The sequence below is a fragment of the Magnetospirillum sp. LM-5 genome (assembly GCF_902729445.1).
Lineage (GTDB): Bacteria > Pseudomonadota > Alphaproteobacteria > Rhodospirillales > Magnetospirillaceae > Magnetospirillum.
This window is the reverse complement of record NZ_CACVCE010000030.1, coordinates 1-26,602: the sequence shown is the minus strand read 5'-3', so window position 1 is coordinate 26,602 and position 26,602 is coordinate 1. Positions and strand designations below refer to the sequence as shown.

The window sequence follows — 26,602 nt, the reverse complement described above, 5'->3', positions numbered from 1 at the left end:
GACGGGGGCTCCGACCCCGACGACGACGGGCGCTCCGACCCCGACGACGACCGGTGCTCCGACTCCGACCACGACCGGTGCTCCGACTCCGACGACGACGGGCGCTCCGACCCCGACCACCACCGAGGCCGTCACCACCACCACCGAGGCTGTTCACACCACCGAGCATGTCCTGACGACCATGCCGGTGACCAGCGCTCCCGTCGTGACCACCGAAGCGGTGCACACCACCGAGACTGTGGTGACCACTCAGATGGTCGTCACCTCGGAAGTGGTCATCACCTCGGACGTCGTGGTCACCTCGACCGAGGCGGTGACTACCACCGAAACCGCCGTCACCACCGATCCGCCCCAGGACGTCACCGACGAGCCGAAGACCGAGGAAATGGCCGACGTGCCGTCCTTCGATCACGATCTGTCCAATGTCGTGCTGTATCTGGATGACGGCGACGACATCATGAAGATCAAGATCGAGGACTTCCCCAGCAATGCGGACGGCATCAAGGACGCCAATACGCTGCCGCTGGAACAGTTCGTCGCCGAGAACTATCCCGACGCCGAACTGGTGGGCATCACCATCAAGGCCGGCACCAATGCCGTCGATGGATATGGTCCGGGCGAGGGCGAGCTGTTCATCCTGAAGGACGGCGTTACCGAGGCCGACCTTCCGATGGCCGACAAAGCTGACGATACCTATTCCTTCAACGATGCCTTCGACGGCATGGAAATGGGTGAATCGGAAGTTGGCGCTACCGTCGAGCAGAATCTGGGCGTGACCATCGGGTCCAGCCAAGGTCTGGATGCCGCCCAGGATTCCTTCACCTTCGGCGACGCCCAGTCCACTGGCGGCGGCGGCGAGACCCAGGACGGTTGGACCCAGCTGGTGCTGGACGGCGATGCCGCACTGTCGGCGGAAGGCGGCTGGAACAAGCCGGTCAAGGAAAACGTCGAGGTCAAGGACAGTGCTTCCGATACCGGCGAGAGCCGCGAGGAAAAGCACGTCGACAACAACCCCGACTCTATCGGCTGGTAACCGAAGTCCGTGGACTAAGGCTGCCGTTCCCAACACAATGGGGACGGCAGCCGTTTCATGTGGGGAGGATGCATGGCCAAGCGCCCGCGGATATTCGTCAGTATCGCGTCTTATCGCGATACCGAATGTCAATGGACGGTCCGCGACCTGTTCCTGAAGGCCCGCCATCCCGAGCGGGTCTTCGTCGGCATCTGCTGGCAGTTCGTCAAGGGCGAGGACGAGGATTGCTTCTTGTTCCAGACCCGGCCCGAGCAGTGTCGGGTGATCGAGGTCAACGCCAACGAAAGCCTGGGGGCGTGCTGGGCGCGCTCGAAGGTGCAATCCTTGTGGGCCGGCGAGGAATATTCGCTGCAGATCGACAGCCACATGCGCTTCATCCAGGATTGGGACGAAGTGCTGCTGGACATGCTGACGCTTTGTCCGTCCGAAAAGCCGATCCTGTCGTCCTATCCGCCGGGCTATGATCCGCCCGACCAACTGGCCGATCCGACGGTGGTCGAGATCATTCCCAACGAATACGACGCCCACGGCGTCTTGAAGCTGCGGTCCAACGCCTGGGCCGAGCCCCAGGACCCGCCGCCGCCCAAGCGCAATCCCTTCATCGCCGGCGGCTTGCTGTTCGGCCCGTCCTCGCTGATCACCGAGGTTCCCTACGATCCCTATCTGTACTTCCACGGCGAGGAGATCACCCTGGCGGTGCGTCTGTTCACCGCCGGCTATGACGTCTATGCCCCCAACCGCACCATCGCCTTCCACGATTACACCAACCGCCGCGGCCGCCATCGCCACTGGGACGATTTCGACTGGAAGCATCTGAACGACCTGTCGTTCAGCCGCATCCGCCACCTGTTGGGGATGGAGGTCAGTTCCGACCCCGAAGTCGTCCGCGAGCTGGATAAATACGGCCTGGGCACGGCGCGCACGCTGGCCGAGTACGAGGCTTTCGCCAACCTGGACTTCAAGAACCGGCTGATCGACGGCAAGACGGCCGAGCAGCGCGAGGCCGGCCTGACCCTGGATCAGCGCCGCGAGAGCGCCCGCAAGGCCTTCGGCGAGATCTATCGCCAGAACGGCTGGGGCGCCAAGGAAACCAAGTGCGGCTGGGGCTCGACCCTGGCCCAGACCGAGACTTTGCGCCGCAAGCTGCCCGACCTGTTGCGCTTCCTGGGCGCCGACATCGTCATCGACGCCGGCTGCGGCGACGCCAACTGGATTTCGCAGATCAGCCAGGATTTCAGGCTGTATCTCGGCTTTGACCTGGTCGACGAGGCGATCAACGACATGCGCAAGCGCCATAACCGGCGCCTGTCCCATTCCTTCGCGGTGGCCGACATCACCCGCGACGTCCTGCCCAAGGGCGATGTCATCGTGTGCCGCGACGTGCTGACCCATTTGCCGGCCGACATGACCCTGGAAGCCCTGGCCCGCTTCAAGCAAAGCGGTTCGGCCTATCTGCTGGCCACCACCTTTACCGACACCGCCAATTCCGACATCCGCATCGGCGGCTGGTATCCGACCAACCTGACCGCCGCGCCCTTCAACCTGCCGCCGCCGCGCATCCTGCTGTCCGAGGACCTGGCCGGCACCACCAAATCCCTGGGCGTGTGGGCGATCGCCGACCTGCCATGAGCGACGCCAGCAATCCTGCCGACACCGCCGGCCTGGCCCAACGCATCGCCTTGGCGATCCAGGCCGGTCGGATGGATCAGGCCGGCGAACTGGCGAAGGCATTGGCGGTTCAGGGGCGTATCCCGGTGCGGGTGGCCCGCGCCCTGCTGGACCAAGGCGAGGTCAGTGCCGCCTGTCTGGTGCTGGACCACTTGATGGACCATGATTCCCACGTCCGCGGCGCGGCGGCCTTGCAGGCCAAGGCCTGCCTGAGCGTCGGCCGCGTCGAGGCCGGGCTGGAGGCGCTGGCCCTGGCGGCGGCCGAAAATCCCGACGACCCGGCTGCCGCCGCCGCCCTGGCCCGGCTGCTGATCGATCTGGGCCGCTGGGCCGAGGCGGTGCCGTGGCTGCGCCGCTGGGCCGCGCTGACACCAGCCGAGCCCGAGCCCGACAGCCTGCTGGGCCAAGCCTTAAGCCTGCGCCGACCGCCGCCGCCGGGCGCCGCCCTGGACGATGTGCGCCTGGCCGACGCCCTGTACCGGGTGCCGGTGCTGGCCGCCCAGCCGTTCGACCGGGTACGCCTGACCCGGCTGACCGGCGGCAATGTCAATGTCGTCTACCGGGTTGACGGCCCGTCGGGCAGTTTCGTCCTGCGTCTGGCCAAGTATCCGCGCCAGCGCTGGGACGCCTATATCGACGAACGGGCCAACCTGCGCCTGGCCCACGCCCGCGGCCTGGCCCCGGAACCGCTGTACATGGATATCGCGGACGGCACCTTGGTCACGCCGTTCGTGGCGGGCAAGGCCGGCGGTCGCATGAATGATCCGGCCTTTCTGGCCCGGGTCGCCGATTTCTTTCGCCGCCTGCATGCCGGCCCGGACTTCAAGGGCCGCTTCGACCCGCTGGTGCCGCTGGATTGGCGAGAGGAACGGGTGGCGGGACTGGTGCCCGACTGGGTTCCCGACCTGGCGGCGTTGCGGGCCGCCATGGCCGAGATTCGCGCCGCCCTGGCCGCCACCGCGCCCGGCTTTGCGCCCTGTCACAACGACCCGATCATCGGCAATTTCATCGATTCCCGTGACGGCCTGGTGATGATCGACTGGCAGACGGCGGCGATGGCCGATCCCGACGGCGAGATCGGTGCCTTCCTGGCCCGCATTTCGCGCGCCGGCACCTTGCGCGACGATTTCCTGGCCGCCGCCTATGGCCATGCCGATCATCCGCGCGCCCACCGCGCCCGTCTGTGGGAATGCATGGCCCGCTATGTCGAGATCGTCGAGGCGGTGCAGATGGGAATCGACGATCCGGCCGATACCGGCTGGATCGATCACGGCAAGCTAGCACTGGACACCGTGCGTCTGCTGCAAGACGATGGAACCTTATCCAGGGGACTGGTTGGCGTGAAGGGGCAGGGATGAGCAGCCCACCGATTATCGCGGTGTTCAATGCAAAGGGGGGCGTGGGCAAGACGACCAGTGTGGTCAACCTGGCGGCGTGCCTGGCCGCCCTGGGGCGCCGGGTGCTGGTCATCGACATGGATGCCCAGGGCAACGCCACCACCAGCTTCGCCACCCCGGAACTGCCGCGCAAAGGCACCTATAATCTGGTCACCGGCTCGGCCGGAATCAGCGACGTGGTCCACCCGACCCTGATCGACGGGGTGTCCCTGGTGGGGGCCACCGACGATCTGGGCATCATCGATGTCGAACTGGCGGTGGGCTCGATGGGCAAGGGCCATGTGCTGCGCGACCATATCAGCGACCTGCCCGACGATAGCTTCGACCTGGTGCTGGTCGATTGCCCGCCGGCCATCGGCGCCATGACGGTCAACGCCCTGGCCTCGGCCCATGCGGTGATCGTTCCGGCCAACCCGACGCCGTTCGCCCATGACGGATTGATGCGCACCTGGCGGATCGTCAAGCGCCTGGCCGCCACCATCAACCCGGCCCTTTACATTCAAGGCGTGCTGCTGACCCTGGCCGAGCAGGACGCCGATTGGGGCGTCGAGGACGTGATGGCGGCGGAATTGGGCAGCCTGGTCTTTCCGTTACGCGTCCCGCACGACCCCAAGGTATTCGTCGAGGCGTCGGGCCATGGCTTGCCGGCGGCGGTGTTCGCCCCCAACAGCCCGGGCGCCCGGGTCTATCTGGATCTGGCCGAACTGGTGCTGGCCGACGAGGACCGCCTGTGGCGGGCAGCAAAGGGTGCCGCCGCCGATCTGCCGGATTTGGCCAGCCCGCGCAGCAGGGCCGAGGCCGAGAACGCCCTGGCCGGCTGGAACGTCAAGGCCCGCGATCTGGGGCTGCTGGACCGGCGGGTCAATATCCCCGAAATGGGCCAGCCCTTGCCGCCGCCGATCTTCACCAAGGAAGACGCGGCCCCGCCCGGCTGTTCGGCCGGCCGTCAGCTGTTGGTGGCCTTGCTGGGGCTGGTGATGGGCGCCATCGGCACCGTCATGGTGCAAGGCTGGCTGCGATGATGATGCCGGCCGCGCTCGGTTCGGGACAGGAAGGGCGCCCGGCTCTGGTCGTCGCCATGGTCCTGACGGTGTTGTTCGCGGCGATGCCGGTGCTGCCGCAGATCACCTTGTTTCGCCAGCTCGACGATTACCTGGCCGCCCATCAGGCGATCGAGACCTTCTCGGCGGTGGTGGCCATGCTGATCTTCGGCATCGGCTGGCACGCCCACCGCTACGACCGCCCCGGCAACTTCACCGTCCTGGCGGTCAGTTTCCTGGGGGTGGCGGCGCTGACCGTCTGCCACAGCATGTCCTATACCGGCATGCCGACTTTCATCACCCCCAGCGGGCCGGAAAAGGGCATCGCCTTCTGGCTGTCGATGCGTTTCCTGGCGGTGGTCGGCCTGATCTCGGCCGCCTTGATGCCGTGGCGGCCGTTTCGCTGGGCGCGCTGGCACCGCTGGCTGCTGGCCTTCGCCCTGGCCTTCGTCGCCCTGGTGATCTGGGGGGTGTTGTGGCATCAGGACAAGCTGCCCCGGACCTTCATCCCCGGTCAGGGCTTGACGCCCTTGAAGGTGGTGGTGGAAATCGGCCTGTCGGTCATGTTCCTGGTCGCCGCCATCTTGTTCTGGCGTCGTCGCACCATCAGCCATCGCCATTGGCTGGCGGGCGGCTCGTGGGTGATGGGGTTGTCGGGCGCCTTTTTCGTGCTCTATACCAACCCTTTCGACATCTACAACCAGATCGGCCACCTTTACGTGGTGGTGGGCTATGGCCTGCTGTATCAGGGCCTGTTCATCGGCACCATCCACGAGCCCTATGAACAGCTGAGCGATTCGCGCAAATTGCTGGAACAAAGCCATGCCCAGCTGGAAGAGCGGGTGTCGCAGCGGACCGCCGAGTTGCGTGACGCGGTGGCGGCGGCCGACCGCGCCAACCAGGCCAAGTCCGATTTCCTGTCGTCGATGAGCCACGAACTGCGCACGCCGCTGAACGCCGTCCTGGGCTTCGCGCAATTGCTGCAGACCGGGCGATCCGGCCCGCTGACCGAAAAGCAAAGCCGCCAACTGGACCACATCGTCAAGGGCGGCCAGCATCTGTTGGATCTGATCAGCGAGGTCCTGGATCTGGCGCGGATCGAGGCCGGCAAGCTGTCTTTGTCGGTCGAGCCGGTGGCTCCGGCGGCCCTGCTCGACGAATGCCTGGCCCTGGCGCGGGCCTCGGCCCAACGATCGGGGGTGACGGTCGGCGACTGGCAGGTCCAGGATCATCGCGCCGTGCTGATCGACTATACCCGCTTCAAGCAGGTGCTGCTGAACCTGATGTCGAACGCGGTGAAGTACAACCGGCCGCAAGGCACGGTCACCTTGTCGGTCGCGCCGGGCGCACCCGGTTATGTGCGCTTCGTCGTCACCGATACCGGCCCCGGCATTCCCGAAAGTCACCGGTCCGAGCTGTTCCAGCCGTTCAGCCGCCTGGGCGCCGAATTGAGCGAGGTCGAGGGAACCGGCATCGGCCTGACCATCACCCGTCGCTTGATCGAGGCGATGGACGGACGGATCGATTTCAGCTCGGTGATGGGCGAGGGGGCATCGTTCTGGGTCGAGGTGCCGGCGGCCGGCGATCTGGCCGCCCCGGCCGACGAGGCCAGCCCGTCATCGCCGGTGTCGGCGGACATCGGCCAGCCCTTCACCTTGCTGTATATCGAGGACAATCCGGCCAACCTGCACCTGATGCAGGAAATCCTGGCCGATGTCGCCCGCGCCCGGCTGGTTTCGGCCCACACCGCCGAATTGGGGCTGGAACTGGCGCTGCGCGACCGGCCCGACATCATCGTCTTGGACCTGAACCTGCCGGGCATGGACGGCTTCGCCGCGCTGGCGGCGCTGAAGGCCGAAGAAGCGGCGCGACCGGTCCCGGTGATCGCGCTGACCGCCAATGCCAGCGTCACCGCGCAAAGGCGGGCCGAACAGGCCGGTTTCGACGCCTATCTCACCAAACCGCTGGATATTCCCCGGTTCTGGGCTACGCTGGCGGAATTGCTGTCCGTGTCGAAGGCCTGATCGCGATGACCGTTCCCGCCGTCCTGATCGTTGACGACAACGCCGTCAACCTCGAGCTTTACGGCGAATTGCTGGATATGGCCGATTATCGCGCCGTGCTGGTGGCCCGGGCCGATCAGGTGGTGCCGACCGCCCTGGCCGAACGGCCCGGTCTGATCTTGCTGGACCTCAACCTGCCCGGCAGCTCGGGCCAGGAGGTGGCCCGGGAATTGAGGTCTCGCCCCGAATTGGCCCGGGTGCCGATCCTGGCCCTGACCGCCATCCGCCGCGAAGGCCTGGCCGGCGCGCTGGAGCAGGCCGGTTTCGCCGGTCTGGTGTCGAAGCCCTGCGGCGTCGAGACCTTTCTGGCCGCAATCCAATGGGGCATGGCCGGCGCGGGCGAATTCCGGGTGTTCGGATAAGCTATTCGACCACATCCCCCCACAGGTCGAAATCTTCCGCATGGTCGATCTCGACGCGGACGATGTCACCGGGTTCCAGGTCGGTCTCGCCGTTCAGGAAGACGTTGCCGTCAACCTCGGGGCTGTCGGCCTTGGATCGCGCGAAGGCGCCTTCGTCGTCGACCTCGTCGACGATCACCTCGATGACCTTGCCGATCTTGGCCTGCGACATTTCGTCGGAAACCTGGCGGGCCACTTCCATCAGGCGGTTGTAGCGCTCTTCCTTGACCTCTTCCTCGACATGGTCGGCAAGCGCGTTCGACGGCGCGCCCTTGACGTTCTCGTACTTGAAGCAGCCGACGCGGTCGATGCGGGCTTCCTCCAGCCAGGCCAGAAGCTGCTCGAAATCCTCGTCGGTCTCGCCGGGGAAGCCGACGATGAAGGTCGAGCGGATGGCCAGATCGGGGCAGACCTGACGCCAGCCGCGAATGCGTTCCAGCAATCTCTCGTGGTCGGCCGGGCGGCGCATGGCGCGCAGCACCTTGGGCGAGGCGTGCTGGAACGGGATGTCGAGATAGGGAAGGATCTTGCCCTCGGCCATCAAGGGGATGACCTCGTCCACATGGGGATAGGGATAGACGTAATGCAGGCGCACCCACATCCCCAATTCGCCCAGCGCGCCGGCCAGCTCGGTCATGCGGGCCTTGACCGGACGGCCGCGCCACAGCGCCTCGGCGTGGCGGATGTCCTGGCCGTAGGCGCCGGTATCCTGGCTGATCACAAAAAGCTCGCGCACGCCGGCCAGGGCCAGACGCTCGGCTTCCTGCAGCACGTCGTCGATCGGGCGGCTGACCAGATCGCCGCGGATGCCGGGAATGATGCAGAAGCTGCAGCGATGGTTGCAGCCCTCGGAAATCTTCAAGTAGGCGTAATGGTGCGGCGTCAGGTGCAGGCCTTCCGGCGGCACCAGGCTCATCAGCGGGTCGGCCACCGGCGGCGCCACCGCATGGACGGCGTTGACCACCTGCTGGTACTGATGCGGGCCGGTCACCGCCAGCACGCTGGGATGGGTGGCGCGAATGGTCGCCTCGTCCACCCCCATGCAGCCGGTGACGATGACCTTGCCGTTCTCGGCCAGGGCCTCGCCGATGGCTTCCAGCGATTCGGCCCTGGCCGAGTCCAGGAAGCCGCAGGTATTGACGATGACCGCGTCGGCGCCGTCATAGGTGCCCGAGATGTCGTAGCCCTCGGCCCGCAGCCGGGTCAGGATGCGTTCCGAATCCACCAACGCCTTGGCGCAGCCCAGGCTGACGATACCGATCTTGGGAATGGCCGTTCTCCTTCGCGAATCGGGCTTCAAGTAGCGCTTCTGGCCGGTCAAAGCAAGGTTTGCGCATGGGGGCATGCGCAATCGAGGCTTGACGATTCGCAATTCTTGGTAAATTAGTATGTTGGAATGTTGCTACGCAAAATCGGGGGTTGCGGTGATTTCGGATTTCAATGCGGTGACGGCGCTGGTGGGCGGATTGCTGATCGGGGCCGGTGCGGTGGTGCTGATGTTGACCAACGGCCGGATTCTGGGGGTTTCCGGGATCGTCGGCGGCGTGGTCGGCGAGCCCGGCTCGGAACAGACCCGTTGGCGGCTGGCCTTCATCGCCGGCATGGTGACGCCCGGTGCGGCGCTGGGCCTGATGGGCAAGCTGTCGCTGGCCGGGGCGGGGGTGGCCTTGCCGGTGCTGCTGGTGGCCGGCTTCCTGGTCGGCTTTGGCAGCCGCATGGGCAATGGCTGCACCTCGGGCCACGGCATCTGCGGGCTGTCGCGCCTGTCGAAGCGCTCGATGGCCGCCGTAATCACCTTCATGGCGGTGTGCGCCATCACCGTCTTCGTCACCCGTCATCTGCTGTCTTTGGGGTTCTGATCATGCGGCAAGGCCTGTCTTCCTATATTGCCGGCCTGTTGTTCGGTGTCGGCCTGATCGTCTCGGGGATGGCCGATCCGGCCAACGTCATCGGCTTCTTCGATGTTTTCGGCACCTGGAACCCGACTTTGGCGCTGGTGATGGCCGGCGGCCTGTCGGTGACCTTCCTGGGCTATCGCTATTGCCTGAAGCGGTCCGGCCCCTTGTGCGCCGCTACCTATCAATTGCCCGGCGGCACCCGGATCGATTCCCGCCTGATCACCGGTTCGGCCATCTTCGGGCTGGGCTGGGGCCTGGCCGGCTATTGCCCGGGGCCGGCCTTCGTGGCGGCGGCCGGCGGCATGGTCGAGGCGGCGGCCTTCGCATCCGCCATGCTGGGCGGCATGCTGGCCTGGCGCATGGTGGAGCTGGCCCGCGACCAGCGGGTCAGGGCGTAAGAATCTTCGTCAGCCGGGCGATGTCGTCGGCGGTGTTGACGTTGAAAAAGGGATCGACCGGCTGATCGGGCCAATCGACCTGAACAGCTCCCCAGGCGGTGGTCAGCCCGTTCAGGCGGCGCTCGCCGTCTTCAGCCACCGCGCGGCGCAACCGGGCCGCCAAGGACACATCCCATCGGCCGCAGGTCGGGTGGCGCCGCCCGCCCGAGGCGGCGACTGCGAGGACCGGGCTGGCCGCCGCCAGCCGTTCCACCAGATCGGCCGGGATCAGCGGATTGTCGCCGGCGACGGTGACCAGATGGGTGAATCCTTTTGCTGCCGCCCAATCCAGCCCGGCCAGGATGCCGGCCAGCGGCCCGGCGAAACCTTCGATGTCGTCGGCGACCACCGGCAAGCCGAATGCGGCGAAGCGGGCCGGGTCGCCGTTGGCGTTGAGGACCAGGCGCTCCACCTGCGGACCCAGGCGGCCGACAACGTGCGCCAGCAGGGTCCGGCCGCCGATGTCGATCAGCGGCTTGTCGGTGCCGCCCAGGCGGCGGCCCAAACCTCCGGCCAGGATCAGTCCGGCGATCATGAAGTCCTTTCAGGCGATGCGGTCCGGACGCTACAGTGCAAGACCCGAGTGTGTCTGTGAAGAGGGCTGTCATGAAGGTCGGCGGGCGGAACGTGTTGCTGTGCTCGTGCGAAGAGACCATGGCGGTGGATGCGACAGCCATCGCCGCCGCCCTGGGGGGCGAGCCCGGCCCGGTCCATCGCCAGCTGTGCCGGTCGGAATTGTCGGTTTTTCGTCAGGCGGTCGCCTGCGGGCCGGTCGTGGTCGCCTGCGGTCAGGAAGCGCCGTTATTTCGGGAACTGGCCCAGGATGTCGAGATGGAGGCGCCGCTGTGCGTCGATATCCGCGACCGCGCCGGCTGGTCGATCCAGGCTGACCAGGCCGCCGCCAAGATGGCCGCCCTGCTGGCCGATTCCATGGGGCCGAAGCCCGGGGGCGACAGCGTGTTGTTGAATTCGGCCGGCCGCATCCTGGTCCTGGGGGCCTGCGACCAGGCGCTTGACGTGGCCCGGCGTTTGGCGGCCGACCGCGCCGTCCAATTGCTGCTGGCGCCGCAGGCGGAGCCGCTGACCCCGCCCGACGAACGGGGCTTCACCCTGTGGCGGGGCAGGGCGGTGGTGGCGGCCGGCGGCCTGGGCAACTGGACCCTGACCGTCGAGGAACTGGCGGCGGCCAAGCCGTCGTCGCGGCGCCATCTGGAATTCGAGCCGGCCCATTCCGGCCGCTCGCTGCTGCAGGCCGACGTGGTGGTGGATCTAAGCGGCGACAATCCGCTGGTCCGCGCCCGCGACGGCTGGATCATCGCCGATCCGCGCTCGGCCCTGGCGGTCGAGCGGGCCGTCCAGGCCGCCCACGATCTGCTGGGCGAGTTCGAGAAGCCGCGTTACGTCACAATCGATGCCGCCCTGTGCGCCCATGCCCGCAATGGCCAGGTCGGCTGCACCCGCTGCCTGGACGTCTGTCCCAGCGGTGCGCTGGTGGCCAAGGGCGATGCGGTCGTTGTCGATGCCCATGCCTGTTCGGGCCATGGCGGCTGCGCCACCGTCTGCCCGACCGGGGCGATCCGGTTCCATCGCGATCCGCTGGAACGGGTACGCACGCTGTTGTCGGTCTTTCAGGCCGGCGGCGGCACCGATCCGGTGCTGCTGATCCATGGGCCGTCCATGGCGCCGCTCTCGGCCCTGGCCCGCCATGGCGACGGCTTGCCGGCCCGGGTGCTGCCGCTGTCGGTGTCGGCCGTCGATTCGGTCGGCCCCGATCTGATGCTGGCCGCCCTGGCCCTGGGTGCGGCCGAGGTGACGGTGCTGGCCGATCCCGGCGACCATGGGGCTTTGGTCGGCGCGGCCGAATTTGTCAACCGTGCATTGACGGGGCTGGGCGGCCCGGCCCGCATCCGCGTCATCCAGGGCGTCGATCCCGATCTGCTGGTCTGGCCCGATCATCTTTCGGCGCCGTGCCCGCCCGCCGATATCCGGCCCGGGGCCAAGCGGTCGGTGATGCGCCAGGCGCTGGATCATCTGCGCGCGGCCTCGTCAACCGCGGTTGACGACGTGGCGTTGGGGGCGGGCGATCCGTTCGGCACCATCGCGGTGGACATTGGGCGCTGCACGCTGTGCATGGCCTGCGCGGTGGTGTGTCCGTCGAAGGCGATCATCGGCAATCTGCGCGATCTGACCTTGCAGGTCCGCGAAAGTGCCTGCACCCAATGCGGCCTGTGCCGCGTCGCCTGTCCGGAAAAGGCGGTCGGCCTGGTGGCGCGGCTGGATTGGAGCGCGCCCGACCTGGCCCTGTTGAAGCAGGACGAGCCGGCCCTTTGCCTGACGTGCGGCCGGCCCTTCGCGCCCAAATTCTCGATCGAGCGGATGGTCGAGCGCCTGACCGGCCATTCGATGTTCGATCAGCCGGGCAAGCTGGACCTGATCCGGACCTGCGAGGATTGTCGCGGGAAGCGGTGATTGCGGCCGGCTACCGGCCGGATTCCTATGAACACTTCCTGTCGCCGTGTTCGGGCTCTTCGACCTCGGGGACCTTGAAGAACTTCTCGACGGCGGCCCAGGCGGTGGTCACCGCCACGGCGTGGACGTCGAAGCGGCCCATGGGCGAATAAAGAGACGAGGCCAGATAGGGGCCGACCTCCTCGACCTCGCCGATATTGAAGGTCACCTCGCCGCACGGCATGTCGATGCGGCGCTTGGTGCCGGTGACGTCGCCCTTCATCTGCGCCTCGTTGGTCGGCAGCAGGATCAGGTTCATGAACCACGGCGTCACCAGGATGCCGGCGACCCAATCCTCCCAGCGGCGAAAGCCCACCGGCTCGACCGACAAAGCGTGATTGTAAAGACCGATCTCCTTCATCCGCTCGTCGCCGATGGTGGTGAAAACCCGCGCCAACTGGCCTACGCGGGCGGCGTCATCGGGGTAAAGCGGCTCGAACATCAAGGTCTCCCTACGCTAACGGGTAACCAGTGTAGCGGGTTGCATCCGACGCGCAAAAGGAATACCAACGTCCAAGAACAGCACCTACATTCAAAAATGCTGATAAATGGAGGAACCATGCCCTACAAGCGGATCACCCTGACGCACTTCCTGCTGCAGGAGCAGCGTCGCCTTGGCCGGTCCGGCGTGTTCACCGCGCTGATGACCGACATTCTGACCGCTTGCAAGATGGTCTCGCACGAGGTCAATCGCGGCGCGCTGGTCGGCAATCACGGCGTCGCCGGCAGCGAGAACGTCCAGGGCGAAGAGCAAAAGAAGCTGGATGTTCTGGCCAACGACATCTTCCTGCACATGAACGCGCTGGGCGGCAACTATGCCGCCATGGCCTCGGAAGAGCTGGAAGACGTCCACGCCGTGCACGGCACCGCCGAGGGCCGCTATCTGCTGCTGTTCGATCCGCTGGACGGCTCGTCCAACATCGACGTCAACATCTCGGTCGGCTCGATCTTCTCGATCCTGCGCCTGCCCGAGGGCGCCGACGCCAGCAAGGCCGACGCCTTCCTGCAGCCCGGCGTGCAGCAGGTCTGCGCCGGCTATGCCCTGTACGGCTCGTCGACCATGCTGGTGCTGACCACCGGCTCGGGCGTGCACGGCTTCACGCTGGACCGCGACGTCGGCATGTTCTTCCTGACCCATCCGAACATGACCATCCCGGCCGACACCAAGGAATTCGCCATCAACGCCTCGCGCGCGCGCTTCTGGGAGCCGCCGGTCAAGCGCTATGTCGATGAATGCCTGGCCGGCAAGGAAGGGCCTCGGGGCAAGGATTTCAACATGCGCTGGGTCGCCTCGATGGTGGCCGAGGTGCACCGCATCCTGGTGCGCGGCGGCGTGTTCATGTACCCCAAGGATGCCGAGAACGCCAAGAAGGGCGGCAAGCTGCGCCTGATGTACGAGGCCAACCCGATGGCCTTCATCATCGAGCAGGCCGGCGGCGCCGCCACTACCGGCACCGAGCGCATCATGGAGGTCCAGCCCACCGACCTGCACCAGCGGATCGCGGTGATCCTGGGCTCGAAGAACGAGGTCGAACTGATCGAGAGCTACCACAAGGGTTAAGCCTCGAGCCTTGCCTTTGGCGCCCCGTCCCGGGGCCGTTCAAACGCCACGCGGGCTTGGCGCGATTCCAACCAAACCGGGATCGCGCTACAGCCAGCGCAGGCGGCGCAGCAGCATCCACAGGGCCGGCAGCATGGTGGCGACCACCAGGCACACTTCCCAGAAGGCCACGGGATTGTCGCTGCCGGGGATGCCGCCGACATTGGCACCCAGCAGGCCGGCCACCAGGCTGGGCGGCAGCAACAGGGCGGCCAGGGCGGTGAAACGGTTGGAACTGACCGCGATCCGTTCGGAAATCTGCGCCGACAGATCCTCGTGCAGGATGGTGGCGCGGTCGCGCAGGGCGTCCAGATCCTCGATATGGCGGATCACCTTGTCGTTGACCTCGCGCAGGCGCAGCTTGGCCTCGTCCGACAGCCAGCTGGCATCGTCGTGCTGGATGCGGTAAAGGGCGTCGCGCTGCGGCCCCAGATAGCGCCTGAGCTTGATGGTCTGGCGCCGCACCGAGGCCAGGCGGGCGCGGGTTTCGGCGCCATCGACGTTTTCCAGCGAATCCTCTTCCAATTCGCCGACCTGATCCTCGAGTCCGTCCAGCAGCAGTTCCAGATGCTCGACGATGCGTTCGGCGATCTGGGCCAACAGGCCGCCGGGGGTCCGTGGCCCCTTGCCGGTCAGCAAAGCCAGGCGGATGTTTCTCAGCGCGTTCAGCTGATGGTCCTTGTCGCGCAGCGAGATCAGGCGGTCGGGCTCGGCCCAGATGTGGATCGGCACCATCTCGGTCTCGCCGGTGCTGTCATCGACGTTGACGCCGCGCAACACCACCAGCAACGAATCATCGACATCCTCGACACGCGGGCGGGATTCCTCGGCCAGCAGGGCCAGCGCCGCCAGCGGATCGACCCGGCTTTCGCCCCGCAGCCAGGCTGCGGCGGTGGGATCGTCGCGTTCCAGATGGATCCACAAGAAGCCGTCGGCCGGGCGCCAGGCGCGCACGCCCTCCCAGTCAAGGTCGCGGCAGCCGCCCTTGCGGTCCAGCAGGGCGGCAAATCTCAGTCCCGGCTGCACTCCGGTCTGGATATCGACGGCGACAGGCATCACCTTCCCCCTTTAGTGTCCTGCCCCCGAAATTCGCATGGCGAATTCCGGGGATAAGCAGGCCACTCATTTGTCGAATCGCGCGTTCCGACCCGATCCTAGCGCTTGACACCCGTCAAGGCCAGTCGGCAAGCCAAATCCGACACTTCGGCCCACGGATCGAACCCAGGAGGAACCGTCATATGGCCACCATTCCGCTGCAGGAACCCCGTCTGCGCCCCACCGGCGGGTCGGTGTTCTTCGCCGCCGGCTTTCGTCCGTTCTTCCTGTCGGCCGGCCTGGTGCCGCTGCTGATGCTGCCTGTGTGGCTGGTGGTCTATGCCGGCGGGCTGGATCTGGGCATCGCCTATGCGCCCTCGCTGTGGCACGGCCATGAAATGCTGTACGGCTTCGCCGGTGCCGCCATCGGCGGCTTTCTGCTGACGGCGGTGCCCAACTGGACCAACAGCCACCATGTCGAGGGTCGGCCGCTGATGGTCCTGTTCGCCTTGTGGCTGGCCGGTCGGGTCGGCTTTGCCCTGGCCGGCCTGCTGCCGTCGGCGCTGGTGGCCGTCATCGATCTTGCCTATCTGCCGCTGCTGGGGCTGCTGGTCGGTCGCCCGCTGGTGGCCGCCGGCAAGTGGCGCAACATCTCGTTCCTGTTCATCCTGGCCGCCCTGTGGCTGTCGGACCTGGCCATCCATGCCGACATCGTCCTTGGCCTGGGCGACGGATTGGCCGCCCTGTGGCTGGGGATCGGCCTGGTGCTGGTGATGATCGTCGTCGTCGGCGGCCGGATCGTGCCGTCCTTCACCATGAATTGGCTGCGCATGAACGGCCAGCCGGTGGAAATCCAGCCGATCGGCTGGATCGAGAAGGGCGGCGCCGCACTCTCGGTGCTGGTGGGCATTGTCCTGGCCGCCCTGGCCCCGACCTCGCCGGCCGCCGGAATGGCCTTGCTGGCGGCGGCTTCCATCAACGGCCTGCGCCTGTCGCGCTGGTACGGCCACAAGACCCTGACCAACCCGATCCTGTGGGTGCTGCATCTGGGCTATTTGTGGCTGGTGATCGGCCTGGCCTTGTTGGGATTGTCGAGCTTCGTGCCGGCCCTGCCGCCCAGTGCCGCCGTGCACGCCCTGACCGCGGGCGCGGTCGGGACCATGGTTCTGGGCGTGATGAGCCGGGCCGCCCTGGGCCATGCCGGCCGCATGCTGGAAGTTTCTCCCTGGACGGTGGCGGCCTATGTGCTCTTGTCGCTCGGGACCTTGGCGCGGGTGGCGGCTCCCTTGGCCGGCGGCGCCCAGATGGGGCTGACCCATGCCGGCGGCACCCTGTGGACCTTGGCCTGGGGATTGTTCGTCGTGGTCTATTTCCCCATCGTCACCCGGCCGCGCGCCGATGGCCGCCCCGGTTGATGCCGCTTGCGCTGGGCGGTCCCCCGATGAAATATTGGGGGAACGCCTGCATCGGGGGGGTCATGATCGGTTTTTGGGTGAAGCGAGGCGCCGTGTTGGCGGCGATCGGACTGCTGGGCGCGTGCGCCTCGGTGGTGGGATCGACCGATTCGACGGTGCAGATCCGCACCAATCCCGACAAGGCCCGCTGCGAACTGAAGGGGATGGGCGGCTTTGAAGCCACCATCGAGACGCCGGCGGCGATCTCCATTCCCAACCGCGCCTCGCCGGTGGCGGTGATGTGCCAGGCTCCGGGGTTTCGCCAGACCGCGCACACCCTGACCGCCTCGGCCGACGGCTGGATCTGGGGCAATTCCGCCTTCATGGTGGCGACCGGCGGCATTGCCGTGCTCGGCGCGCTGGTCGATGAAAGCCGGGGCGCCGGCAAGGCCTATGCCGAAGAGGTGGATTACACCCTGACGCCCGACCGGCCGCGACCGGTCAAGCTTCGGACCCGCGACGCCCCAGGACGCTGATCACCCATCGCATTCGATGAAGGCGGTGACCTTGCGGATCTTGTCGCCGACATCGGCCGCCGACATGGTCGGGGTGGCCGGCGCCGTCGAATAGGGCAGGAAATTGTCGGTCAGGAACTTGCGGGCCAGCTCCGACTTGATGGCGAAATTGACGTTCTGCGGGATGTCGCCGGTGCGCTCGGCCACGCGCGAGGCGTTCAGCTTCGACACCACCACGCCGACCACCGATCCGCTCATATCGACCACCGGGCCGCCGGAATTGCCCGGCTGGATCGGCGCGGTCAGTTGGTAATGGCGCTTGTCGCCCCGGATGCCGGCCAGGGCGCTGATGACGCCGTCGGTGATGTTGGGCTCTCGCGACAGCAGCGCCGATAGCGGGAAGCCCACCACCACCACCTGGTCGCCCGAGCGGATCGGCTTGTCCTCGCGGAAGCGGGCGATGTCGGCGGGGCGCAGCGACGTCTTCAAGGCGGCCAGGTCATTGGCTTCGTCGCGGGCGACCAGGACGGCGGCCTCGGCCCGGCCGGTGTCGCCGATGGTGACGTGGATGTTGCGGCAACTCTTCACCACATGGGAATTGGTCAAGACGATGCCATCGGCATTGACGGCGAAGCCCGAGCCCGACGACACCTTCGGGCGTTCCGGTGCCGCTGGCAGGGCTGTCTGGCCGCCGGCTGTCGCCGATTGCGGGCCTGACACGGCTTCGCCGCCGCCGTCCCGACCGGGCTTCCACTGGGCGGCCCGGGCGTTGGCCCGCTGTTCCTGGTCGGGGTTGGTGCTGGCCTTGGCCTTGTCGCGGGCCTCAGCGAAGCGGGCGATGTCCTGCGGCTTGGCCTGGCGCGCCGCCAGGCTCAGATAGTAATAGCCCTTCTCGATGTCGCGCGGCACGCCGACGCCGTTCAGATAGGCCTGGCCGACATTGAACAGCGACGATCCGTCACCCTGATTGCCGGCGCGTTCGAACCACTTGACCGCCTCGGTCTGGTTCTTGGCGGTGCCGTTGCCGTTCCACAAGGCGGCGCCGTACAGGTTCTGGGCGGTCATCAGGCCCTTTTCCGCGGCTTTCTTCAGCCACGGGACCGCCTCGGCGGGGTTCTGGGGCACGCCGCGCCCGAACCAATAGGCGATGCCGATGGTTTCCCAACTGGCGGGAATGCCCTGGTCGGCGGCGCGGCGCAGATAGGTCAGGCCCTTGGCCTCGTCCTTCGGCACGCCGACGCCTTGAAAGTGGATCTGGCCCAGATTGTTCAGCGCGTTGGGCTGGTTCTGGTCGGCGGCGCGCAGGAACATGATCAGGGCACGGTCACGGTCGGCGGTGACGCCCTTGCCGGCGAAATAGGCGGTGCCCATGGCGAACTGGGCCAGCGGATCGTTCTTGTCGGCGGCGATGCTCAGCAGGCGGACCGCCTCGGCCTCGTTGCGGGCGACGCCGATGCCGTTCAGCAGCATATAGCCCAGCCGGGCCTGGGCCTCGACATGGCCGCTTTGCGCCAGGGGCTGCAATTCGCGCAGCGCCACCGGCCAGTCCTGGCGCGAGAAGGCCGCCTTGGCCTCGTCCCAGCCGGCTTGAGCGGGGCTGGCGGCGACGGCCAGGGCCAGCAGGGCGGGGATCAGCAGGCGTTTCATGGATGGGTCCTTCGAACAGCGCAAGGAATGGTGTCGGGCTTGGAACAACTATAATCACCGAAGGATGAATGCACAAACGGGCCGATGACGGGGCCTAGCGGACCTGGACGGCATGCCAGCTCCGCTCGAGCTGGGTGCGGGCGAAGCCGCGCTTGAACAGGGCGATGCCGGCATGCTTGGTGCCGAAGGCGGGGTCGATCTGCAGGGGCGCCATGTCGAACAGCTTCTGGCCGCGGGCCTTGGCGTCCAGAATGGCGGTCCAGACCAGGGCGTGGCTGAGCGGCCGGCGGTTGCCCGGGGCCGAGACGCTGGAGCTGTAGATGGTGGTGGTGCCGTGGTCGGTGGTCAGCACCGCCGAGATCGGCGTCGCTCCGTCATAGCCGACCCACAGATGGCTCCGCCCGGCGGCCAGGCTGTCGCGGATCGTGTCGACGGTATCGAAGGAAAACCGGCCGATCATCGCCTTGAGGTGCAGGTAATCCTCGATCAACGCCCGGTCGTCGGGCGTCCAGGCGCGAATGTCCATCTGGCGCAGGCCGCGCTTGGTGTCCTGGCGATGGGTCTCGCGGAAATCGGCGAAGATCGCTTCCTCGGGCCGGGCCAGGTCGATCTGGACATAATCCACCCGGCGCGACCAGGTGCGGTGGCTGTCGATCCAGCGCCGCAGCGGCTCGGGCTCCAGGTCCAGGTCGGCCGCGGTCTCGACCATCACCAGATCGGCGCCGGACCAAATGGTCAGATAGCGCAGATGATTGATGGCAAGCGCGGCCAATCGGTCATCGGGGCGCGCGCCCCGGGCCGAAAGGATCACCGGCACGCCGCCGAACTGAACCGAGGCGTTGCCGCGCACCCAGGCATCGACCCGCATCGCCACCTGGCCGCCCTTGAGGACCAGGAAGGACAGGTCCTCGGCGGCGCCGATCGGGGTGTCCACCGCGTCCAGATCGACGGTGCGGGCCTCGTCGATCCATGGCGGAAACTCGTCCGTTGCGCAGGCGTGGCAATATTCGTCGAAGCGGTCGGGGGCGTTGCGGCGGGTCAGCGTGGTCAGGCCGTCGTCGCTGCTTTCCTCGACCGTTTCGGTGGCGTCGGGTTCGGAATAAAGCCGGCGGGCCACCCGGAGCCGGGGGGCGTCGGGCAGCCCCAGCGCCCGCCACCACATGCCTTCCTCGCAATAAAGGTCGCCCAGCACGAAGCGGTCGGTGGTCGCCTGGCGGGCCAGGAACAAGGCCACCAGGGCCGAGCGGGGAAGATTGGCCTGGCCCAGCTGCCCGGCCAGACGCCGCCAGGCCTCGCCATCGGCGGCGGGCACATCCAGAGCGGCGACAAGATGCGGCCACAGGGTCGGGCCCAGCACCCGTTCCCACTTGCGCATGCTTCCCGGCTGGGCCGACGGCAAAACGCGGGCCAGCGCGCGATCGAGCCGTGGCGAGTGGATGGCCGGTGTTGCAGTCACGGACACAGAAATCCTGCCCAGAGAGTCCCGTCGGCACTGTCGGACGGGTTCTTCGAAAAGACAAGGGTGGATGAAAGCGAAAGGGCCGGTCGTCTTGTGGACGACCGGCCCCAATTGGCTCCGGAGGAGGGATTCGAACCCCCGACCAGCCGGTTAACAGCCGGCTGCTCTACCGCTGAGCTACTCCGGATCAGGGGGTCGTCGCGGTAGGGACCCACTGAAAACTGTTCTCACGAGCACTGGAGGCCGGGGCCGGAATTGAACCGACGTACGCGGATTTGCAGTCCGCTGCATCACCACTCTGCCACCCGGCCCTCCGTCAGACCGGGCCAGAGGCTTGAAAGCGACCGGTGCCCGACGTGAGGACCGTGCTTATACGCGGGTTGGTCGGACTGGTCAAGCCGATGTTTATGGGCTTTCGACACTTCTTGGGAAAGGGTTTGAGTCGGCCATTTTCCGGCGGTATAAGGCAGGCAGCGCCCGCTTTCAGGGCGGCGCCCCGTCACCAGACATCACGAGGGACCTCAATGGATTTCGCCGCCGCCCGCTTCAATATGGTCGAAAGCCAGATTCGCACCAACCGGGTAATCGAGCCCAGGATCGTCCGGGCGCTGGGCGCCGTCCCGCGCGAGATGTTCGTTTCGAAGCCGATGCGCGCCTTCGCCTATGTCGACGAGGACCTGGATGTCGGCGCCGGCCGGGTGGTGATGAAGCCCCTGATCCTGGCCAAATTGCTGGAAGCCGCCGGCATCAAGGACAGCGACGTGGTCTTGAATATCGGTGATTGCACCGGCTACGTCACCGCCGTCCTGGCCCGGCTGGCCCAGACCGTGGTCTCGATCGAGGCCGATCCCGAAATGGTCGCCCGTTCGGGCCAGACCTTGACCTCGTTGGGGGTCGATAACGCTGCGGTGGTCCAGGGTCCCTATGTCGGCGGCTATCCCGCCCAGGCGCCGTTCGACGTGATCTTCCTGTCCGGTGCCCTGTCCGAAATTCCGGTCGAACTGCGTCGCCAGCTGGCCGACGGCGGCCGCCTGGTCGGCGTGGTCGATGACGGCAAGGGAATCGGGCGCGGCACCGTGCTGGTGCGGGTGGGGGACAGTTGGGGCAGCCGCGTGGTGTTCGACGGCACCACCGCCCGCCTGCCGATGCCGGCCGCCAGGCCCGCCTTTCGGTTCTAGGTGAAGGAACTTCCGAAACCGAAACTATCCAGGAAAATGGCGCTTCGGCATCGTGCGTTTAAGACTTCGTAAATAACCTTGGTGATTAATTGGCCTAGTCGGCCCAGCCCGGTTTCTGCCGAGGCTCCAGCGCACGCGGTCGATTGCGGCGATGTTTCTGATCCGCAACAATTGCTGCGCTGAAGCGTGGATATGGGTGGATCGTTATCGATGTGCGGGCGGTGGGGGAGAAGGTCCCGTTGTCTCTTTCGTCTGGACGAATTAGGACGGTCTCGAGCCTTGCAGGAAGGTGCGGTATGAAAAAAAGCTTTTGGATGGCGGGTGTCGCGATGGCTGGATTGGTGGCGCTGGGCGCCCAGCCGGCCGCTGCCGAGACCTTGGAAGAGGTCCTTGCGATCGCCTATGCCACCAACCCGACCTTGCTGGCCCGGCGCGCCCAGTTGCGCGCCACCGACGAAGAAGTGCCGCAGGCGCTGTCCAAGTGGCGGCCGACCGTGACCTTCACCGACGAATACGGGCGCGGCAAGTATGAATCCAATTCCTACACCGGCTCGTCGGCCCAGGGCCGCGAGCAGGGCCGGACCTCGGACGACAAGACGCTGACCGTCACCCAGTACCTGTATCGCGGCGGCAAGACCGTCGCCGGCACCCGCCAGGCCGAGGCCAACGTGCTGGCCGGCCGTGCCGACCTGCAGTCCAAGGAACAGACCATCTTGCTGAACGCGGCCACCGCGTTCCTGGATGTGGTGCGTGACGAATCGGTCCTGAAGCTCAACATCAACAACGAGCAGGTGCTGCGCCGTCAGCTGGAAGCGGCGCAGGAACGCTTCCGCGTCGGCGAGATCACCCGGACCGACGTCAGTCAGGCCGAGGCCCGCCTGTCGGGCGCCGTCGCCGAGCGCGCCGCCGCCGAGGGTGCGGTGCAGAATTCCCGCGCCAAGTTCATCACCCTGATCGGCCGTTCGCCGGAATCGCCGCAGGCCCCGAAGGCCCCGGCCGCGGTTCCCGCCAGCTTCGACGAGATCAAGGCGACGGCTTTGGCCAAGAACCCGCTGGTGATCTATTCGGACTGGACGGCCCAGTCGGCCAAGGAAGGAATCGACCTGGCGCGCGGCGACCTGCTGCCGTCGGTGACCTTGAACGGCGAACTGAGCCGCAAGCTGTCGACCTCCAGCCAGGGCAGCGAGTTGGAAACCGCCGAAGCGACCGTCAAGCTGTCGGTGCCGCTCTACGAGGGTGGTCAGTATTATTCGGCGCTGCGCGAAAGCAAGCACACCTATGGCCGGCGCAAGATCGAGGCCGACCAGGCCCGTCGCGACGCCCTGGAATCCGCCACCAAGGGCTGGGAAGACCTGCAATCGACCCGGGCCCGCATCTCGTCGATCGAGGCGCAGATCCGCGCCTCCGAGCTGGCCCTGGCTGGCGTCGAGGAAGAAGCCAAGGTCGGTTCGCGCACCGTGCTGGACGTGTTGGACGCCGAACAGGAATTGTTCCTGGCCCGTGTCAACCTGGTCAAGGCGCAGCGCGACCAGATGGTGTCGGCCTTCACCTTGAAGTCGGCGCTGGGCGAAATGACTGCCACAGGTTTGGCGTTGAATGTCGAAACATATGATCCGCGCAAGAACTTCGACGACGTTCGTTATCAGTGGATCGGTTCGGGAATCAACGAGAAGTACGAGGATTGACGGCGGGGGCCGCAATCTTCTTAATGATTTGTTCTAGGTCGTGCGGCATGATGTCCTACATAGGACGCCGGGGGAGCATCGGATAGTCGAGCTATGAGTGACGACAAGGCACAACAGGAACCTTCAATGGAGGATATCCTTGCCTCGATCCGACGCATCCTGTCGGAAGACGAGGCCGAGGATAAAAGCGCCACTCCGGTCGCGGAGCCGCCGCCCGAGCCCGAGCCCGAGCCGGAACCCGCTCCGCTGCCGCAGGACGACATCGACGCCCTGTTCGCCCAGGCGGCGCCGGCGCCCGCGCCAGAACCCGAGCCCGAGCCCGAGCCCGAGCCGGAACCCGTCTTCGAGCCGGAGCCGGTGTTCGAACCCGAGCCCGAGGAAGAGGAAGATGTCCTCGAGCTGACCGACGACATGGTGCTCGACGACGGTGGGCCGGCTTTCGACATCAACGAATTCAAGCCCGACGTCGGCGAGTTCGATTTCGAGCCCGAGCCCGAACCCGAGCCGATGCCGATCCGGCGCATGCCGCCGATCGAATCGCCGGCCGAGCCGCTGATCTCGGAACCGGTGGCCCGTCATTCCACCTCGCTGCTGTCGGACCTGGCCCGCGAAATCGTCCGCCATCGCGGCATCGGGCTGGGCAATGGCGGCATCACCCTGGAAGACATGGTGCGCGAATTGCTGAAGCCGATCCTCAAGGAATGGCTCGACGACAACCTGCCCTACATGATCGAGCGGATCGTGAAGCAGGAAATCGAGAAGATGGTAAACCGCGCCGAGAATCTATAATCTCCGCCGGCCCGAGATTTCAAACAGGCGGCTCGGGGCTCTCCGGGCCGCCTTTCCTTTCCCGCCCTTCGTTCATCGATCAAGCAACAGGAACAGCCCTGGTCATGCTGGACAAGACCTATCGCCCCGGGGACGTCGAATCCCACCATTACGGCCGCTGGGAACAGTCGGGCGCCTTCGCCGCCCGGCCGGATTCCAACAAGGTCCCCTATACCATCATGATGCCGCCGCCGAACGTTACCGGCAGCCTGCACATGGGCCACGCGCTGACCTTCACGCTGCAAGACGTGTTGATCCGCTACAACCGCATGGCCGGGCGCGACGCGCTGTGGCAGCCGGGCACCGACCATGCCGGCATCGCCACCCAGATGGTGGTCGAACGCCAGTTGGAAGCGCAAAAGATCACCCGCCACGATCTGGGCCGCGACAAGTTCATCGAGCGGGTGTGGGAATGGAAGGCCGAATCGGGCGGCACCATCACCCGCCAGCTGCGCCGCCTGGGCGCCTCGCCCGATTGGGCGCGCGAACGCTTCACCATGGACGAGGGTCTGTCGGAAGCGGTGCGCAAGGTCTTCGTCACCCTTTACAAGCAGGGCCTGATCTACCGCGACAAGCGCCTGGTCAATTGGGACCCCAAGCTGCACACCGCCATTTCCGACCTGGAAGTCGAGCAGCGGGAAGTGAAGGGCCATATGTGGCACTTCCGCTATCCGGTCGAGGGGATGGAAGACACCTTCATCACCGTGGCGACCACCCGGCCCGAGACCATGCTGGGCGACACCGCCGTCGCGGTGCATCCCGAGGACGAGCGTTACACCCATCTGGTCGGCAAGCTGGTGCGCCTGCCCATCGTCGGCCGCCTGATTCCCATCGTCGCCGACGAATATTCCGACCCGACCAAGGGCACCGGTGCGGTCAAGATCACGCCCGCCCACGATTTCAACGATTTCGAGGTCGGCAAGCGCCACGACCTGCCGATGATCAACATCCTGGATCGCGACGCCAAACTGACCGGCGAGGTGCCCGAGCGCTTCCAGGGTCTGGACCGCTATGACGCCCGCAAGCTGGTGGTGGCCGAGATCGAGGAACTGGGCCTGCTGGACAAGATCGACAACCACGTCCACATGGTCCCCTATGGCGACCGCTCCGGCGTGGTGATCGAGCCGTGGCTGACCGATCAATGGTTCGTCGATGCCGCCACCCTGGCCAAGCCGGCGCTGGAAGCGGTCGAGACCGGCAAGACCCGGTTCGTGCCCAAGCATTGGGAAAACACCTATTACGAATGGATGCGCAACATCCAGCCGTGGTGCATCTCGCGCCAGATCTGGTGGGGCCATCAGGTTCCGGCCTGGTACGGGCCGAACGGCGAGATCTTTGTCGAGGAGACCGAGGAGGCGGCGCAGGCTGCGGCCGGTCCTGGCGTGCCGCTGACCCGCGACACCGACGTTCTGGATACCTGGTTCAGTTCGGCGCTGTGGCCGTTCTCGACGCTGGGCTGGCCGGAACAGACGCCGGAACTGGCGCGCTATTACACCACCGACGTCCTGGTCACCGGCTTCGACATCATCTTCTTCTGGGTCGCCCGCATGATGATGATGGGCATCCATTTCATGGGTGAGGTGCCGTTCAAGGAAATCTACATCCACGCCCTGGTCCGCGACGAGAAGGGCCAGAAGATGTCGAAGTCCAAGGGCAACATCATCGACCCCCTGGACCTGATCGACAAATATGGCTGCGACGCGCTACGCTTCACCCTGACCGCCCTGGCGGCGCAGGGGCGCGACATCAAGCTGGCGGAAAGCCGGGTCGAGGGCTATCGCAACTTCGCCACCAAGCTGTGGAACGCCGCGCGCTTCTGCCAGATGAACGAATGCGCGCCCGTCGATGGCTTCGATCCGACCAAGGTGACCGGCACGGTCAGCCGGTGGATCGTCGGCAAGGCGGCCGAGACCGCCGACAAGGTGGCCGTGGCCCTGGCCGGCTATCGTTTCGACGCCGCCGCCAACGCGGCTTATCAATTCGTCTGGGGCACCTTCTGCGACTGGCATCTGGAATTCGCCAAGCCGATCTTCAGCGGCACCGACGAAGCCGCCAAGGCCGAGACCCGCGCCGCCACCGCCTGGGTGCTGGACGTGATCTTGCACATCTTGCATCCCTTCATGCCCTTCATCACCGAAGAGCTGTGGGGCAAGCTGGGCGGGCGCACCGATCAGCTGATGCTGCGCGACTGGCCCCGCCTTGACGGCGTCGCCAACCCGGCGGCCGAGCAGGAGATGGATTGGGTGGTCCGGGTCATCTCGACCATCCGCGGCGTGCGGTCGGAAATGAACGTGCCGGCCTCGGCCAAGATGGAGCTTTTGACCAGCGGCCTGGACGCGCGGACCCTGGAATGGGGTCGCACCCACCAGGATCTGATCCTGCGCATGGCCCGCCTGGACGTGGTCGAGTGGGAGGCCGCGGCCGCCCGCTCGGTGGCGGTTCTGGCCGACGGCGCGGTACAGATGGTGGTCGATGGCGCCACCTTGATCATGCCGCTGGCCGGTATCATCGACATCGACAAGGAACGGGCCCGCCTGGAAAAGGAACTGGTCCGCGTCGAGGCGGAAGTGGTCAAGGTCGATCGCAAGCTGGGCAATCCCGACTTCGTCGCCAAGGCCGCCCCCGAGGTGGTCGAGGAAAACCGCGAGCGCCGCGAGGAATGGCTGGCCGCCAAGGCCAAGCTGCAAGAAGCGATCGCCTGCCTGAGCGGGGCTTAGGCCTGACTTGTTTTCGTCATGCCCGGACTTGATCCGGGCATCCATGGTTCCGTCGGCATAGTTCCAAACGGCAACGCGTGGATGGCCGGGTCAAGCCCC

At 66.4% G+C, this 26,602-nt stretch carries 22 protein-coding genes and 2 tRNA genes; 16 read left to right on the top strand and 8 right to left on the bottom strand.

Going from position 1 to position 26,602, the window contains the following annotated elements; translation table 11 throughout:
* From MTBLM5_RS11610 to MTBLM5_RS11585, 6 genes are all read left to right on the top strand, one after another.
* The coding region (locus MTBLM5_RS11610) for a hypothetical protein (protein WP_217425018.1) at window positions 1-1,033 on the top strand (1,033 nt) is incomplete at its 5' end.
* Window positions 1,034-1,105: 72 nt separating this feature from the next.
* Complete coding sequence (locus MTBLM5_RS11605; RefSeq protein ID WP_173976278.1) at window positions 1,106-2,662, top strand: GlcNAc-transferase family protein; 1,557 nt, start codon at window positions 1,106-1,108, stop codon at window positions 2,660-2,662.
* Window positions 2,659-4,059, top strand: coding sequence for a choline/ethanolamine kinase family protein (locus MTBLM5_RS11600; RefSeq protein ID WP_173976277.1), 1,401 nt, complete (start codon window positions 2,659-2,661; stop codon window positions 4,057-4,059). Before MTBLM5_RS11605 ends, MTBLM5_RS11600 begins: the two co-directional genes overlap by 4 nt.
* A complete protein-coding gene (locus tag MTBLM5_RS11595) occupies window positions 4,056-5,120 on the top strand; it encodes a ParA family protein (RefSeq protein ID WP_256367174.1) in 1,065 nt (354 codons plus the stop codon). The genes MTBLM5_RS11600 and MTBLM5_RS11595 overlap by 4 nt, the downstream gene beginning before the upstream one ends.
* Window positions 5,117-7,162, top strand: a complete 2,046-nt coding sequence (locus MTBLM5_RS11590) for an MASE3 domain-containing protein (protein ID WP_173976275.1) — start codon at window positions 5,117-5,119, stop codon at window positions 7,160-7,162. The genes MTBLM5_RS11595 and MTBLM5_RS11590 overlap by 4 nt, the downstream gene beginning before the upstream one ends.
* 5 nt (window positions 7,163-7,167) lie before the next feature.
* Window positions 7,168-7,563 carry a response regulator gene (locus MTBLM5_RS11585; RefSeq protein WP_173976274.1) on the top strand — a complete coding sequence of 132 codons (396 nt, stop codon included), beginning with the start codon at window positions 7,168-7,170 and terminating at the stop codon, window positions 7,561-7,563.
* A gap of 1 nt (window position 7,564) precedes the next feature.
* Here MTBLM5_RS11585 and rimO read toward each other — a convergent pair whose 3' ends face one another.
* Window positions 7,565-8,902 carry a 30S ribosomal protein S12 methylthiotransferase RimO gene (gene rimO / locus MTBLM5_RS11580; protein ID WP_371814016.1) on the bottom strand — a complete coding sequence of 446 codons (1,338 nt, stop codon included), beginning with the start codon at window positions 8,900-8,902 and terminating at the stop codon, window positions 7,565-7,567.
* A gap of 124 nt (window positions 8,903-9,026) precedes the next feature.
* Here rimO and MTBLM5_RS11575 point away from each other — a divergent pair, with 124 nt between their 5' ends.
* Complete coding sequence (locus MTBLM5_RS11575; RefSeq protein WP_254431009.1) at window positions 9,027-9,461, top strand: YeeE/YedE family protein; 435 nt, start codon at window positions 9,027-9,029, stop codon at window positions 9,459-9,461.
* Window positions 9,462-9,463: 2 nt separating this feature from the next.
* Complete coding sequence (locus MTBLM5_RS11570) at window positions 9,464-9,898, top strand: DUF6691 family protein (protein ID WP_173976271.1); 435 nt, start codon at window positions 9,464-9,466, stop codon at window positions 9,896-9,898.
* On the opposite strand, the gene mobA is transcribed toward MTBLM5_RS11570, so the two are convergent.
* Window positions 9,888-10,472 carry a molybdenum cofactor guanylyltransferase MobA gene (mobA, locus tag MTBLM5_RS11565; protein WP_173976270.1) on the bottom strand — a complete coding sequence of 195 codons (585 nt, stop codon included), beginning with the start codon at window positions 10,470-10,472 and terminating at the stop codon, window positions 9,888-9,890. The genes MTBLM5_RS11570 and mobA overlap by 11 nt on opposite strands.
* Before the next feature lie 71 nt (window positions 10,473-10,543).
* Here mobA and MTBLM5_RS11560 point away from each other — a divergent pair, with 71 nt between their 5' ends.
* On the top strand, window positions 10,544-12,406 hold the full coding sequence (locus MTBLM5_RS11560) for a 4Fe-4S dicluster domain-containing protein (RefSeq protein WP_173976269.1): 1,863 nt from the start codon (window positions 10,544-10,546) through the stop codon (window positions 12,404-12,406).
* Between the two features lie 25 nt (window positions 12,407-12,431).
* On the opposite strand, the gene hybE is transcribed toward MTBLM5_RS11560, so the two are convergent.
* A complete protein-coding gene (gene hybE / locus MTBLM5_RS11555) occupies window positions 12,432-12,887 on the bottom strand; it encodes a [NiFe]-hydrogenase assembly chaperone HybE (RefSeq protein WP_173976268.1) in 456 nt (151 codons plus the stop codon).
* Window positions 12,888-13,004: 117 nt separating this feature from the next.
* Between hybE and MTBLM5_RS11550 the strand changes: the two genes are divergently transcribed.
* Window positions 13,005-14,006 (top strand): class 1 fructose-bisphosphatase, encoded by a 1,002-nt coding sequence (locus tag MTBLM5_RS11550; protein WP_173976267.1) that lies wholly within the window; start codon window positions 13,005-13,007, stop codon window positions 14,004-14,006.
* A gap of 87 nt (window positions 14,007-14,093) precedes the next feature.
* Here MTBLM5_RS11550 and MTBLM5_RS11545 read toward each other — a convergent pair whose 3' ends face one another.
* On the bottom strand, window positions 14,094-15,101 hold the full coding sequence (locus MTBLM5_RS11545; protein WP_173976266.1) for a CorA family divalent cation transporter: 1,008 nt from the start codon (window positions 15,099-15,101) through the stop codon (window positions 14,094-14,096).
* A 182-nt stretch (window positions 15,102-15,283) separates the two neighbouring features.
* Between MTBLM5_RS11545 and MTBLM5_RS11540 the strand changes: the two genes are divergently transcribed.
* Both MTBLM5_RS11540 and MTBLM5_RS11535 read left to right on the top strand, forming a co-directional pair.
* Complete coding sequence (locus tag MTBLM5_RS11540) at window positions 15,284-16,495, top strand: NnrS family protein (RefSeq protein WP_173976265.1); 1,212 nt, start codon at window positions 15,284-15,286, stop codon at window positions 16,493-16,495.
* A 62-nt stretch (window positions 16,496-16,557) separates the two neighbouring features.
* Window positions 16,558-17,010, top strand: a complete 453-nt coding sequence (locus MTBLM5_RS11535) for a hypothetical protein (protein WP_173976264.1) — start codon at window positions 16,558-16,560, stop codon at window positions 17,008-17,010.
* On the opposite strand, the gene MTBLM5_RS11530 is transcribed toward MTBLM5_RS11535, so the two are convergent.
* The 4 genes from MTBLM5_RS11530 to MTBLM5_RS11515 all read right to left on the bottom strand — a co-directional run bounded on the left by MTBLM5_RS11530 (window position 17,011) and on the right by MTBLM5_RS11515 (window position 20,406).
* Entirely contained in the window at window positions 17,011-18,636 is a 1,626-nt protein-coding gene (locus MTBLM5_RS11530) for a tetratricopeptide repeat-containing serine protease family protein (protein ID WP_173976263.1), read from the bottom strand.
* A 94-nt stretch (window positions 18,637-18,730) separates the two neighbouring features.
* Window positions 18,731-20,092, bottom strand: a complete 1,362-nt coding sequence (locus tag MTBLM5_RS11525) for a hypothetical protein (protein ID WP_173976262.1) — start codon at window positions 20,090-20,092, stop codon at window positions 18,731-18,733.
* Window positions 20,093-20,207: 115 nt separating this feature from the next.
* Window positions 20,208-20,282: transfer RNA gene (locus tag MTBLM5_RS11520), tRNA-Asn, on the bottom strand.
* Window positions 20,283-20,332: 50 nt separating this feature from the next.
* Window positions 20,333-20,406, bottom strand: a tRNA-Cys gene (locus MTBLM5_RS11515).
* A 213-nt stretch (window positions 20,407-20,619) separates the two neighbouring features.
* Here MTBLM5_RS11515 and MTBLM5_RS11510 point away from each other — a divergent pair.
* The 4 genes from MTBLM5_RS11510 (at window position 20,620) to MTBLM5_RS11495 (ending at window position 26,503) form a co-directional block, all read left to right on the top strand.
* Window positions 20,620-21,273: a protein-L-isoaspartate O-methyltransferase gene (locus MTBLM5_RS11510; protein ID WP_173976261.1), complete on the top strand. Its 654-nt coding sequence runs from the start codon at window positions 20,620-20,622 to the stop codon at window positions 21,271-21,273.
* Between the two features lie 296 nt (window positions 21,274-21,569).
* On the top strand, window positions 21,570-22,958 hold the full coding sequence (locus MTBLM5_RS11505) for a TolC family outer membrane protein (protein WP_173976260.1): 1,389 nt from the start codon (window positions 21,570-21,572) through the stop codon (window positions 22,956-22,958).
* A 126-nt stretch (window positions 22,959-23,084) separates the two neighbouring features.
* Window positions 23,085-23,747: a DUF2497 domain-containing protein gene (locus tag MTBLM5_RS11500; protein WP_173976259.1), complete on the top strand. Its 663-nt coding sequence runs from the start codon at window positions 23,085-23,087 to the stop codon at window positions 23,745-23,747.
* 104 nt (window positions 23,748-23,851) lie between these two features.
* Entirely contained in the window at window positions 23,852-26,503 is a 2,652-nt protein-coding gene (locus MTBLM5_RS11495) for a valine--tRNA ligase (protein WP_173976258.1), read from the top strand.
* Window positions 26,504-26,602: the final 99 nt, after the last annotated feature.